The organism is Haemophilus sp. UMB1048 (genome assembly GCF_030218125.1).
Classification (GTDB): domain Bacteria; phylum Pseudomonadota; class Gammaproteobacteria; order Enterobacterales; family Pasteurellaceae; genus Haemophilus_D.
Map to the genome: position 1 here is coordinate 173300 of NZ_JASOPB010000004.1, position 13258 is coordinate 186557.

At 41.1% G+C, this 13258-nt stretch carries 14 protein-coding genes; 4 read left to right on the plus strand and 10 right to left on the minus strand.

From position 1 onward, the window contains the following. The first annotated feature begins 24 nt into the window (after positions 1–24). The gene (locus QP437_RS05200) at positions 25–654 is read left to right on the plus strand and encodes a response regulator (RefSeq protein WP_005694852.1); all 630 of its coding nucleotides are present in this window, start codon (positions 25–27) and stop codon (positions 652–654) included. 73 nt (positions 655–727) lie between these two features. Here the strand turns inward: QP437_RS05200 and tpiA are convergent, their stop codons facing one another. Next, entirely contained in the window at positions 728–1519 is a 792-nt protein-coding gene (tpiA, locus tag QP437_RS05205; protein ID WP_285267185.1) for a triose-phosphate isomerase, read from the minus strand. 199 nt (positions 1520–1718) lie between these two features. Between tpiA and QP437_RS05210 the strand changes: the two genes are divergently transcribed. Both QP437_RS05210 and xerC read left to right on the plus strand, forming a co-directional pair. After that, positions 1719–2153: a GNAT family N-acetyltransferase gene (locus tag QP437_RS05210; RefSeq protein ID WP_197556173.1), complete on the plus strand. Its 435-nt coding sequence runs from the start codon at positions 1719–1721 to the stop codon at positions 2151–2153. Further along, positions 2153–3040 carry a tyrosine recombinase XerC gene (gene xerC / locus QP437_RS05215; protein WP_049366628.1) on the plus strand — a complete coding sequence of 296 codons (888 nt, stop codon included), beginning with the start codon at positions 2153–2155 and terminating at the stop codon, positions 3038–3040. Before QP437_RS05210 ends, xerC begins: the two co-directional genes overlap by 1 nt. Positions 3041–3124: 84 nt before the next feature. Here the strand turns inward: xerC and lptD are convergent, their stop codons facing one another. The 6 genes from lptD to QP437_RS05245 are packed head-to-tail and all read right to left on the minus strand — an operon-like array spanning position 3125 to position 9906. Further along, positions 3125–5467, minus strand: a complete 2343-nt coding sequence (gene lptD / locus QP437_RS05220) for an LPS assembly protein LptD (RefSeq protein WP_285267186.1) — start codon at positions 5465–5467, stop codon at positions 3125–3127. A 46-nt stretch (positions 5468–5513) separates the two neighbouring features. Next, positions 5514–6071 (minus strand): DNA-3-methyladenine glycosylase I, encoded by a 558-nt coding sequence (locus QP437_RS05225; RefSeq protein ID WP_285267187.1) that lies wholly within the window; start codon positions 6069–6071, stop codon positions 5514–5516. After that, positions 6068–6886 carry a shikimate dehydrogenase gene (gene aroE, locus QP437_RS05230; protein ID WP_285267188.1) on the minus strand — a complete coding sequence of 273 codons (819 nt, stop codon included), beginning with the start codon at positions 6884–6886 and terminating at the stop codon, positions 6068–6070. The genes QP437_RS05225 and aroE overlap by 4 nt, the downstream gene beginning before the upstream one ends. A 3-nt stretch (positions 6887–6889) precedes the next feature. Beyond that, entirely contained in the window at positions 6890–7441 is a 552-nt protein-coding gene (locus QP437_RS05235; protein ID WP_285267189.1) for a Sua5/YciO/YrdC/YwlC family protein, read from the minus strand. Continuing rightward, positions 7438–7980: a type I DNA topoisomerase gene (locus QP437_RS05240; protein ID WP_285267190.1), complete on the minus strand. Its 543-nt coding sequence runs from the start codon at positions 7978–7980 to the stop codon at positions 7438–7440. The genes QP437_RS05235 and QP437_RS05240 overlap by 4 nt, the downstream gene beginning before the upstream one ends. A gap of 9 nt (positions 7981–7989) precedes the next feature. Beyond that, positions 7990–9906: an ABC transporter ATP-binding protein gene (locus QP437_RS05245; RefSeq protein ID WP_285267191.1), complete on the minus strand. Its 1917-nt coding sequence runs from the start codon at positions 9904–9906 to the stop codon at positions 7990–7992. Positions 9907–10045: 139 nt separating this feature from the next. Here QP437_RS05245 and QP437_RS05250 point away from each other — a divergent pair, with 139 nt between their 5' ends. Then, positions 10046–11083 carry an LLM class flavin-dependent oxidoreductase gene (locus tag QP437_RS05250; RefSeq protein ID WP_285267192.1) on the plus strand — a complete coding sequence of 346 codons (1038 nt, stop codon included), beginning with the start codon at positions 10046–10048 and terminating at the stop codon, positions 11081–11083. 54 nt (positions 11084–11137) lie between these two features. Here the strand turns inward: QP437_RS05250 and glpE are convergent, their stop codons facing one another. Genes glpE through ilvY form a run of 3 tightly spaced genes read right to left on the minus strand, consistent with a single transcriptional unit; the run spans position 11138 to position 13242 of the window. Beyond that, positions 11138–11455 (minus strand): thiosulfate sulfurtransferase GlpE, encoded by a 318-nt coding sequence (glpE, locus tag QP437_RS05255; RefSeq protein WP_005627244.1) that lies wholly within the window; start codon positions 11453–11455, stop codon positions 11138–11140. Further along, positions 11445–12332 carry an EamA family transporter RarD gene (gene rarD / locus QP437_RS05260; protein WP_111315397.1) on the minus strand — a complete coding sequence of 296 codons (888 nt, stop codon included), beginning with the start codon at positions 12330–12332 and terminating at the stop codon, positions 11445–11447. The genes glpE and rarD overlap by 11 nt, the downstream gene beginning before the upstream one ends. A 31-nt stretch (positions 12333–12363) precedes the next feature. Next, positions 12364–13242 carry an HTH-type transcriptional activator IlvY gene (gene ilvY, locus QP437_RS05265; protein WP_285267193.1) on the minus strand — a complete coding sequence of 293 codons (879 nt, stop codon included), beginning with the start codon at positions 13240–13242 and terminating at the stop codon, positions 12364–12366. Between the last annotated feature and the right edge of the window lie 16 nt (positions 13243–13258).

Genomic DNA, 13258 nt, shown 5'->3' on the forward strand with positions numbered 1-13258 from the left:
TCCGCTTATCTCTTGGAGAATATTATGCAAGAAAAGTTAAAAGTATTAATTATCGACGATCATCCATTAATGCGTCGTGGTATCAAGCAATTAGTTGAATTAGAAGAGAATTTTGAAGTTGTCGCTGATGTAGGAAGCGGTACAGAAGGCATTTCCATTGCGATTCAAGAATCGCCCGATTTAATCATTTTAGATCTTAATATGAAAGGTCTTTCAGGTTTAGATACTCTTAAAGGCTTGCGTGCAGAAGGTGTTGATGCGCGAATTTTGATCTTAACCGTGTCTGATGCGAAAAATGATATTTTCACACTCATCGATGCGGGTGCTGATGGCTATTTATTGAAAGATACTGAGCCAGATGTGCTGCTTGAGCAAATTAAACGTATTGCACAAGGTGAAGTGATTTTAAGTGATTCGATTAAAAATCTTCTTTTAGAACGCAAACATACTGTTGATCCAATGGATTCACTCACCGATCGTGAAATGGATGTATTACGTTTAATCGCGACTGGTTTATCCAACAAACAAATTGCAGGTCAGCTTTTCATTTCTGAAGAAACGGTTAAAGTACATATTCGTAACTTACTTCGTAAACTTAACGTTCACTCACGCGTTGCCGCAACTGTCTTGTTCTTTGAACGAAATGGTCGATAGGTAAGATTTAGAATATAAAAAAAGTGCGGTTAAAATTGACCGCACTTTTTTATTTCTTTTAGAACAAGAAAAATTAGTTTTTCGCTGCTGCAGCTGCTTTCACGATTACTGCAAACGCAGGCGCTTTAAGTGAAGCACCGCCCACTAATGCACCATCGATATCCGGTTGAGTGAATAATTCTGCTGCATTAGCGTCATTTACTGAACCACCGTATTGAATGATCACTTGATCTGCTACAGATTGTGATTTTGCTGCGATATGACCACGGATAAATGCATGAACAGCTTGTGCTTGTGCTGGGGTCGCTGATTTGCCAGTGCCGATTGCCCAAATTGGTTCGTAAGCAATCACTGCACCATTAAATGCTTCTACACCTAATGCATTGATGACTGCATCAATTTGACGCGCACATACTTCTTCAGTTTTGCCTGCTTCGTTTTCAGCTTCAGTTTCACCTATACATAATACTGGTACTAAGCCTGCTTCTTTTAATGCACCAAATTTTTTCGCTACAAATTCGTCGCTTTCTTTGTGGTAAGTACGACGCTCAGAGTGACCGATAATGATGTATTTAGCACCAAAATCTTTTAACATTTCGCTAGAAATATCACCAGTAAATGCACCTTTCACATTGATATCTACGTTTTGTGCACCTAACTGAATCACACTTTTACCGCCACAGCTACAACCACAACCAGAAAGTGCTGCTTCAGCCGTACCTAAATACATAACAGGTGGGGCAATTGCCACATCACAACCTGTTACATCATGTAATTCTGCTTTTAATCCTTCGATTAATTCTTTGGTAAACGCTTTGGAACCGTTTAATTTCCAGTTACCCATCACTAAAGGACGACGTGCCATTTTTGTTTCTCCATATTGAATAAATAAAAAGTGTGTTTACTATACCAAACTTTGAACAGATTTCTTTGTGCAAAATCACATTTTGAAAATTTTTTTGGGTAAATGATGATTATTTTGTGCTAAAAAGCTACAATCTACGGTACGGAACCGATAAAAAATAAATAATTTTATAAATAAACGGAAAATAGGTCTGGTAACAATGAAAATTTTCAAAGCCGAACAATGGAATATAGAAGTGCTTGCTCCACTCTTTGAAGCCTATCGACTTGCCAACGGAATGAGTGAAAATCCTGACCGCACTTTAACCTTTTTAACGAATCGTATACGTTTTAATGAAAGCATGTTTTTTGTTGCTGTAAACGAAAACTCACAGGCGATTGGTTTTGTTCAACTTTATCCTCGCTTATCCTCTTTACAACTACAACGCTATTGGCAATTAACCGATATTTTTGTAAAAGAAGATAAACATCAAGCCGAGATTTATGCTGCTCTTATTTCTAAAGCGAAAGAGTTTGTCCGTTATACACAATCTAATCGTTTAGTGGCAGAATTAAGCCAAGCCCAACAGAGTATTTTAGAACGCGAAGGATTTAAACTAAACACGAAAAAAAGTTTGTTTGAATTAACTCTCTAATGCATACACTCCTCAATCAATATTGGGATTACTTGCGAATTGAACGCCAAGTAAGCCCACATACGCTCACTAATTATCAACATCAACTGGATGCGATTTTAGCGATTTTGGCTGAAAAAGGTATTCAGCACTGGCAGCAAGTGAATCCTAGTGTGGTTCGTCTTATTTTGGCGGAAAGCCGTAAGCAAGGTTTAAAAGAAAAGAGCTTAGCATTACGTTTATCTGCCCTTCGTCAGTTCTTCAGCTATCTTGTGCAGCAAGGTCAAATGAAAGTGAATCCGGCAACGGGTATTTCAGCGCCGAAACAAGGCAAACATTTACCAAAAAATATTGATGCTGAACAGGTCCAAAAATTGCTTTCAAATGACAGCAAAGATCCTATTGATTTGCGTGATCGTGCGATGATGGAATTGATGTATAGCTCGGGGCTTCGCTTATCTGAATTACAAGGATTAAACCTCAATAGTATTAACACTCGTGTACGTGAAGTGAGAGTGATTGGTAAAGGAAACAAAGAACGTATTGTGCCTTTTGGGCGTTATGCTTCTCACGCAATTCAACAATGGTTGAAAGTACGCCCTTTATTTAATCCTAAAGATGAAGCCCTTTTTGTGAGCCAACAGGGAAATCGCCTCACTCATCGCTCTATTCAAAAACGAATGGAAACCTGGGGCATTCGCCAAGGATTAAATAGTCATCTAAACCCACACAAATTACGTCACTCGTTTGCCACTCACATGCTGGAAGCGAGTTCAGATTTGCGTGCAGTTCAAGAACTTTTAGGACACAGCAATTTGTCCACTACGCAAATTTATACGCATTTGAATTTCCAACATCTTGCAGAAGTGTATGATCAAGCCCATCCTCGAGCAAAACGAAAAAAATAAGCAAAGTGCGGTCAAAAATCGTCGTCTTTTTTAACCGCACTTCTAAACAAAAAGGCTACCTTTCGGTAGCCTTTATTCATTTAACTATAAGCTAAATGCTTGAATATAAGGAAGTTTACCTTTCTTCAGCATGTCTTCAATACCGCTTTGATGGTCATTTTCACCTAAGCCTCGTAATTCAAAGGTAACGCCAACACTGTTATCATAAACCACCTGATCGTTACGTTGATTCTGACGACTCGTCACATAACGTCTCGCTCCTACGCCAACAGACCAACAGCACGAGTTATATTGTACACCCACATATTGCTCAACTGGTTTTTTCAACGCAATATCTTGATAGTATTTTCCGACAAGCGCCCAGTTATCTGAGACTTCCCATGCCGCTACGACACCAACCTGTTTAATATCTTGTTGGTAACGGTTAGCAGACGCACCTAAGTTTTGGTTGATATACTCTTTACTTGCGTAGCGATAATTTAACTGAATCAGATTGCTCTTCATCGGGTTAAATTCCAAACTGCTATTTGCCAATGATGCTTTATCTAGCAACGTATCATATTGGTAGCTACCGCGCCAATTCCATTTATTACTAATTTTCCAGTTAGATTCCAATGCCCAAGAAGAAGAGGATTTTGGTGTACGATTACTTGGATTATCATCGATTCTGGACGCGGTTAAATAATAAATTTGCCCTGCTGAGAAATTAAAACGCTCATCGGCATTTTTATCATAAAAACGGCTTGTTCCCCCCACTGTCACCTGGTTTGCAGATGAAATACGGTCTAAACCACTATAACGACGATCGCGGAATAATGAATAATAATCTTGCTGAACTAAAGCGGAGTCATAACCAAAGCCAAGATAGTCATTAACTAACTTGGAGCCAATATTGCTTTGATCCTTATATGGTCGATATAAGTATTGTGCGTGTGGTTCCAGTGTTTGTGTATAGCCATCAAATAAAGTTTTGTTGGTGGCTAAAACTGTTTGTAAGTCTACTTTTAATTGTGGCAATACACGATTTACGGATTTTTGTACCTCTTCTGCAGCAGAAGAAGAGCCCTTTTTCTGGTTATAATGCGTTGCATAAAGTTTAGTCTCAATATTTAAGCTACCATATTTATTTGACATTGCCGTTGCCAAGCTTGGCTCAACATGAAAACGCCATGCGGTTGGCATCAGGGCGCTATCATTATCAAAACGTACTGCTTGTGAGAATAATTTGAAATCAACCCAGCCGTTTGCCAAATCATTTTTGTAATAATTGAAGTCGATTTGTGGCAGCGCACGATAAGGTCCCACAGAAACCTCATCAAAAATTTGGAATTGACGTGCTGAAATCGCAAAGTTGTAATTTGGTTTATAGTAAGCAATACGTGCATACTGGTTCGCATAACCATCAGTACTGTCACCATAATCAGAATCAAAATCGGTGAAATATTGTTTATCACTGACTTTGGTGTAATCAACGTTTAAACGCCAGTTTTCAAGAAAAGAAGAACTGTGATTCCAATAGAATAAATGACGCTTACGGCTATCGCTGGTGTATTTATCATAACGATCACGTCCTAAATATTCACCTGCAAATTTACCTTCACCAACGGGTGTTAAATAACGGAACTCACCATTTAATTGCCAGCCACGGCGTGACATATATTTGGGTACAATTGTGGCATCATAATTTGGCGCAATGTTCCAATAAATCGGTTGTTTATACCAATAACCATCACGGCTAGAATGACCGACGGTTGGCATTAATAAACCTGAACGACGGCGATCACCAATTGGTAATTGCAAGTAAGGGGTATAGAACACTGGCACGCCTAACACTTTAAAACGTGCATGCCAAAATTCGGCATATTCTTCTTTAATATGCTGACGAATCTCAGAGGCATCTACCGCCCAAGCATTATCATCGGGTAAACAAGAGGTAAATGTCGCATTTTTCATTAAACGGTAATTATCACCTAACTCAATTTCTTGTGCTTTACCGCGACCTTGACGTCCTACAAGTTGGTAGTCTGCATCGGTTACGTTACCGTTTTTATTATCTAAATTAAAACTCGCATCATTACCTAATAGGTTGATTTGATTGTCTTTATAATCAAATCCACCGCGTAAATAAGCCCAACGCTGTGCTTGTTTACCTTCACCGGTTTGTTTGACCTCAACTGAATTTCCGACCAGATGGCGGTTTCCTTGTTTCAAATCCACATTACCTTGATAAATCGCCTGAGTTGGCTGATTAATCTCTGCTTTATCTGCTTCAATATAAACCGGCAAATTATTAACATCACCTTTTACGACTTCCCCAGTAAAATGAGGCACACCGAGTAAGCATTGAGCATGCAGATCTGCCAAACTTTGTTGACTATAAAGTGCGGTCAGAATGGAGATTGAAATTAAGGTATATTTTTTATTCATAATTCAGTTCTTATTCAGATGAAATTAGGGGGATTATACTGGAATATCACTTACAACAACAGCCATTTATATGGTCGTTGACTAACCCCACCGATTGCATAAAGGCATAGCATATCGTTTCGCCAACAAAGACAAAACCACGCTTTTTCAACGCTTTTGACATTGCTTTTGAGGTTTCAGTTCTGGTAGGTACCACAGAAATATCCGGTACATCATTGATAATTGGTTGATGATTTACGAACGACCACACAAAATCACTGAAATTTTCACCGCACTTTTCTATGGCTAAATAGGCTTTGGCATTTTTCACAATGGCTTCCAGTTTTGCTCGATGACGGATAAGTCCGGTATTTTCCATACAACGATCAATATCCTGTTCGGTCATTTGCGCGATTTTGGCAGGATCAAATTGATGGAACGCAGCCCGATAGGCTTCACGTTTTTTCAATACAGTAATCCAGGAAAGCCCTGCCTGTTGTCCTTCTAAACAGATTTTCTCAAACAGTTTTTGGCTGTCAAATTGTGGCTTGCCCCATTCCTTATCGTGATAGTCTATGTAAATCGGAAGTTTGCCCACCCAAGGGCATCTCGTATTTGTACTCATACCATATCCTTTTTGAATTGTTCATAGATAGCAACAAAATCAGGCATTACTCCGCGCCACAAATGGAATGAATGGGCAGCTTGCGCCACCAACATACCAAAGCCATCGCTGACATTATTCAGACCTAAGGATTTACAGTAGGCAATAAAAGGCGTGTCGCTGCCTTTGGCATATTGCATGTCATAACAAGCGCGAGCCAATGATAAGATAGAGCCGTTAACGGCAGCGGTATGCCCACTTAATCCAGCCGAAGTCGCATTGATCACTAAATCATAGGTTTGCGCGGGAATTGCATCCATCGCGACAGCTTCAATTGTGCCGTAAGGCTTGAACTTATCTGCCAGTTGTTGCCCTTTTTCTAGCGTGCGATTAGCCAAGACAATCTGCTGCTGTGCTTCCAACAAAGGCAGTAATACCCCTTTGGTTGCTCCACCGGCACCTAAAATCAAAATACGTTGTTGAGGCTGAATCCAACCTAAGCGTTGTAAATCCGTCACCAAACCAATGCCATCGGTGTTGTCTGCATAAAGTTTGCCGTTAGCCAATTTTTTTAATGTATTACAGGCTTCTGCCAGTTTCGCCCGTTCGCTATGTTCCTCAGCGAGTGCATAGGCGCGTTCTTTAAATGGTGCAGTGATATTGCAACCTTGCGCTCCTTCAGCAAAAAAAGCCTGTAATTGCTGCTCAAAATCCTCAAGATCACCTAATTTGGCAACATATTCCATCGTTTGCTGGGTTTGTGTGGCAAATAAGCGATGAATTAACGGGGATTTACTTTGAGCAATTGGATTGCCCCAAACGGCATAGTGCTGCATGTTTTATCCTTGTCTGAAAAGTTGGTCTGTGAGCAAATCGCGAATTTCCGATGGATTTTGTGCTTGACCAACAGCTTCATCAAGTACGGGAAAATCTGCCCCAAATTGGGAACGCACGGCATCTGCGCTGCGACAAGGTGATTGACCGGTTAAGTTCGCGCTGGTCGAGGTGAGGGCAAAGCCTGTTTTTTCGCACAAGGCTTTGACGGCAGGATGAGTACATAAACGCACCGCAATGCTATTAAATTGCCCCGTCAGGAAATGTGGAACCTCTTTCTTAGCCGGCACCACCCAGGTGATCGGATGTTCATATTGTGCCTGTAAGCGCGCAAGTTGTTCGTCTGATAAATGGGAAAAATCGATAAATGGCTGTAAAAAATACAAGCTAGGTGAGACTAAAATGAGACCTTTTTCAATCGGACGTTGTTTTAAATTAAGTAATTTTCTGACCGCACTTTCACTCAGCGGATTACAGCCCAAACCGAATACCGCCTCAGTAGGATAGGCAACCACTTCATCTTGCATTAAATGGGTAGCAATTTGTTGTACATTCATTTTTCGTTCTCAAAAATATGTCGACAGCTTTTATTTGCACATTGCCACACTTGGTGTTCGGCATTTTCATTTTTTAATAGTGCTAGTGGAAAATGGCATTGTGGACAAGGGATGGCATAGGGTTTTGCTGGTAAGGAAAATTTGCAATGGGGAAAGTTATCGCAACCATAAAAGATTTTCCCTTGTCGTCCACGGCGAGCAACTAAATGCCCTTTATGGCATTCCGGGCAGTCAATAGATTGCTCTTCATCCTGTTGCTCATGCACCACAAAATCACAATCGGGATAATGGCTGCAACCGATGAACATACCAAAGGCACCTTGTTTGAGTTGGAGTGGGTTGCCACATTGCGGACAGGTTTCATCAAGCTCTTTCAACACCTTATGTTCCACCTTATGTAAGGGACGCAAATAATCACAGGCTGGATATGCCGAACAACCTAAAAACAGTCCTTTTTTACCCTGTTTCATTTGCAAAGGTGCGCCGCATTGTGGGCAGTATTCTTCGTGTTTTTTGTGTTGGAAAAGACTTTGACTCATACGCTGTCCCTATGCTTGTAGCATCGCTTCCAATTCTTCCTGGGCCGCTAACCAATCCATTTCGACTTCTTCCAATGCTTTCTTCACCTCTACTTGCTGTGCCAGAAGTGCGGTCAATTTTTCTTTATTTTCCGCGCTGTATAGTTCGGAATCAGCCAATTGGTTTTCAATCTCCGCAAGTTTGGAGGCATGCTTATTCATTTTTTCCTCCAATTGAGAGATTTGTTTGCGAAGAGGTGCAGTTTGTTGGCGAAGTTCGGCCTCACGACGTTTTTGTTCCTTGCGATTTTGCATGGAATTTTCATTGTCGTCATTTTTCTCCGAGGATTTATTTTCTGATGCACTGTTTTGTTCATTCAGCCATTTTTGATAATCCTCTAAATCGCCTTTGAATTCTTCCACTTTTTTATCGTGTACCAAATAGAATTCTTCCACGGTATTACGTAGTAGGTGACGATCATGGGAAACCACCACCAAAGAGCCTTCGTAATCCACTAGCGCTTCAGTTAATGCCTGACGCATATCCAAATCCAAATGGTTAGTTGGTTCGTCGAGCAGTAATAAGTTTGGACGTTGCCAAACAATCAGTGCAAGCACCAAACGAGCTTTTTCTCCACCGGAAAAGGCTTTCACCGCTTGGTTAACTTTGTCGCCATGGAACGCAAAACTCCCGAGATAATCCCGTACCTGTTGCTCCGTTTGCTCTGGTGCGAGTTTCTGCATGTGCCAGAGAGCGGATTCGTCTGCACGTAAGGTATCAAGCTGATGTTGAGCAAAATAACCGAGTTGCACGCCTTTAGCTAATTGCACTGTACCAGAAAGGGCTGTGAGCTCGCCGGCTAACAATTTAATTAAGGTTGATTTACCTGCACCATTTTTCCCGAGCAAACCGATGCGCGAACCCGGCACTAAATTCAGTTTAATTTTACTTAAAATTTCTACCGCACTTTCACCACTGTCATAACCTGCGCTCGCCTGCTCAATCATCACTAAAGGATTCGGTAAGGATAGCGGTGGACGGAATTCAAAGGTAAAGGGATTATCCACATAAGCCGGTGCAATCAGTTCCATACGCTCCAATGCCTTCATGCGGCTTTGTGCTTGTTTGGCTTTGGTTGCTTTGGCTTTAAAGCGGTCAATATATTTTTGTAAATGAGAGATCTTTTGTTGTTGCTGACGATACATAGCCGTTTGTTGTGCTAGCTTAGTTGCCCGTTGCACTTCAAAGGAAGAATAATCACCCGTGTATTCGTTGAGCTTCTGATTTTCGATATGAAGGATTTTCGTCACAATCGGATCGAGAAAATCACGGTCATGGGAAATTAATACCAAAGTGCCTTGATATTGTACTAACCAACGTTCTAACCAAATAACCGCATCCAAATCCAAATGGTTGGTCGGCTCATCCAGTAATAATAAGTCCGATGGACAAAGCAAAGCTTGCGCCAAATTTAAACGCATACGCCAACCACCAGAGAAGGATTTCACAGGCTGAGTGATTTCTTCTTGGTTAAACCCTAAACCATGCAATAAGGACGCTGCACGAGATTGAATAGTCCAAGCATCCAAGGTTTCTAATAGCCCGTGAATACGCGCAATCGCATGACCGTCATTACGTTCATTTGCTTGTTCAAGTTCCCGCTGCAAACGGCAATATTCGCGATCCCCTTGAATCACATAATCAATGGCGGGAATATCCAATGCCGGCGTTTCTTGATTCACCCAAGATACCCGCCAGTTGGATGGATAAGTGACCTCGCCCCCCTCTGGCGTTAATTCTTTTTTTAATAGGGCAAAAAGAGAAGATTTACCGCAACCATTTTTCCCCACCAAGCCGACTTTTTGTTTCGGATTAATGGTTGCCGTGGCATTTTCGAGCAATTCGGTTTGCCCGCGCTTTAGGGAAATATTATTAAATACAATCATTTTTTCGAATACATCTGAATTTGTGCCTATTTTGCAATATTTTTCCTTTTCTCGGAACAGTCTATTCTAATTTTATCGATATTTCTGCCAGAAAAAACACGTATAATGACACTCAGCAAATCAATCATGAGGAAATAAAATGAAGCTCTCTATTCTTAATCTCGCCCCTGTTCGAGAAGGGCAAACGTATTTACAAGCCGTTGAGTCAATGGTAAGCCTTGCAAAACATGCTGAGAATATTGGCATTGAGCGCTATTGGATTGCTGAGCACCATAATATGAAAAATTTAGTGAGTTCAGCGACCGCACTTTTAATTCAACATACGCTAGCCAATACAAAAACTTTGCGCGTGGGGTCAGGTGGCGTGATGTTACCGAATCATTCGCCTTATGTGGTGGCCGAGCAATATGGCACACTGGAGACACTTTATCCAAACCGTGTTGAACTCGGTTTAGGCCGTGCGCCAGGAACTGATATGCAAACGGCTGCAGCACTTCGGCGTGGACGAAACAGTCTGGATTTCCCTGCGGAAATCGCGGAACTTCGAGGTTACTTTAAAAATAGCAATCCTGTTTCAGCTTACCCTTCCGCAGGCTTGAATATACCGTTTTATATTTTAGGATCTAGCACTGAAAGTGCCTATCTTGCGGCAGAGCTTGGCTTACCTTATGCCTTTGCTTCACACTTTGCGCCACGCATGATGGAAATGGCAGTGGAGATTTATCGCAAAAACTTCAAACCATCGACCTATCTTGCTGAGCCTTATGTCATCTTAGGTGTGAACGCGATTGTCGCTGAAACCGATAATGAAGCGAGACAACTGGCGACGACACAAACACTATTTTTCTTAAATGTGGTCACTAACGCGCAACAAAATTTACAACCGCCTTTGGCATCAGAGGAAGATGTTTGGAAAGCTCAAATGCACGCTCAAAAGAAACCGCACTTTGGCCCAGTCGATTTCGAGGAAATCTCGATTTACAACCAAGAGCGAGCCGTAGTGGAACAAATGACTGCTTGTTCGCTTATCGGTAGCCCTGAAAGCGTGGATTTTCAACTCAAGCAATTACGCGAACGGGTACATTTTGATGAAATTATGGCAGTGAGCTATATTTTTGATGAGCAAAAACAAGCCCAATCTTACACGATGTTGAAAGCGATTGTGGATAAGCAATAGCGAGACAAAAAGAAAAGTGCGGTAAATTTCACCGCACTTTAAATCAAAAAAATATTAATAAGCCGTTTCTATCGGTAAACCAGCTTTTACCCAACCATCAAATCCACCAATGACGCTAAACACATTTTCATAGCCTTGCTCAACGAGGAAAGTCGCTACATTTCGGCTACTCACGCCATGATAACAACTCACGATAATCGGGGAGTCGAAATCCACCAATTCTTCAAATTGTAAAAAGCTTTGGTTAGTTAAATGAAACGCCCCTTTCGCATGGGAATAGGTGAAACGTTGTGGATCCCGAATATCAGCAAGCATGGCGCCATTTTGCACCATTTCCCAAGCTTGTTCTGGACTAATTTCTTTAAACGACATGGTTTGTTCCCTTTGCGCGCTGTTTATACACGCCATCAAAAATAATCAGGCTCATCGCCAATACTAAACAAATGAATAACGGATAGCTGTCCGCATCCATTTCCTCTCCAATTAAAAATGAAATAATCACCATCAAAATGGTTTCCACATAACCTAAAAGGCCAAGCAAATTCATCGGCAGCATATTGCTGGCAATAACATAAGCAATTAATGCAGCACCACTAATAAGCCCGAGTAATACCAATAATCCCCAAATATTAGGATTCGATTCCTGCACGGTGGCAAAATCAGTTTGAAGGGCAAAGTAAATGCTAACTGGTAATAATGAGATCATTTCTAAGCAAAAGGCACCAAGATCGGTATTTTTTAAGGCTTTTCGTATGGAGAAATAGGTGGTGTAACCCACACAGATAACAATGGCTTCCCAAGATAATTCGCCTTTTAAAATGATGTTAGAAATCACCCCCACTGCTGCAATTAACACAGCAATGAATTTCAATGTTGAAATTCGTTCTTTAAAAATGATCCGCCCTGCGGCCACCATCACAATTGGCAACAATAAATAACCGAAAGAAACACTTAGGGAGCTGCCATTATTGGGTGCCCACAAAAAGAGCCACATTTGATAACCCATTAATGCGCCACAAGTGATATAGGAAAGGGCAAAGAGCGGTTGTTTTTTGATGCGTTTTATATGTTCCACTAATGCCTGTTTCTGCTTAAACATGATGACGGAAAGGGCGACGAAAGGGAATGTAAAAATCATTCGATAGCCGAAAATATCCGTGCCGCTAAGTGGTTTCAGCAGCGTGGAAAAATAATACATATAGCCAAATAAAAATGAGGCTAAAAGTGAAATGAGTACGCCTCTTAACATAATAATCCTTAGGTTAATTCTACTTATTATTCTAGTCTAACATCTCCCAAAATGCACGAATTAAGGGGGTTGCCAAATTTCTTTTTTGCACACAAACGCCCAAATCAAATGCTTCTACCGGATTATCCAAATTTAAACGGGAAACTTCTTTTGCCATTGGACTATTATCAATTACTGCATCGGGTAGCATAGCCAATCCAAAACCGAGCGCTACCATCGGCACGATCCCTTCGTGTCCTGCTACGGTGGCATAGATTTTCGGATGTTTAATGTGTTTGCTACGTAGCCATTGTTCAATACGCTGGCGTGCCATTCCATCTAACGGCAAAATGAAAGGCATTTGCTGCCAATTGATGGGGTCTTCCTGTAGTAATTGTGTGGCTAAACAAGCTACTCGAGGCGCAATTAATGAAAGGGAAATATCATCAATCTTATAAAATTCCAATCCTGTCGGTAGATTGTTAGGTTTTCCCGCCAAAGCGAGATCCACTTGCTCTGATTGGATGAGTTGCACCGCTGAAGCAGGGTCACCAGTTGTCAGTTGAATTTCAACTTTCGGATAACGCGTACGAAACTTGGCTAACACCTGTGGCAAGTGGCTATATGAAGCCGTTACCGAACAAAATAAACGTAACTCTCCACTTAATTCTGCTGAATTATCCCGAAGTTGGCGCTTAAACTGTTGCCAGTTTTGCCATTCCGTTTTCGCAAATTGCAAAAATTTCTCACCTTGTTCGGTTAAACGCACTTGTCGATTATCACGAATAAATAAAGGCTGCTCTAACTCTTCTTCCATTCGTTGAATTTGACGAGAAAGTGTGGACGGCGACATATGATTTTGCGTAGCGGTTTTTGCAAAATTTTGTGTGTCCGCAAGATGAAGAAATATTTGAAGGTCTTGAAAGTTCATATGTATTACTAAAATG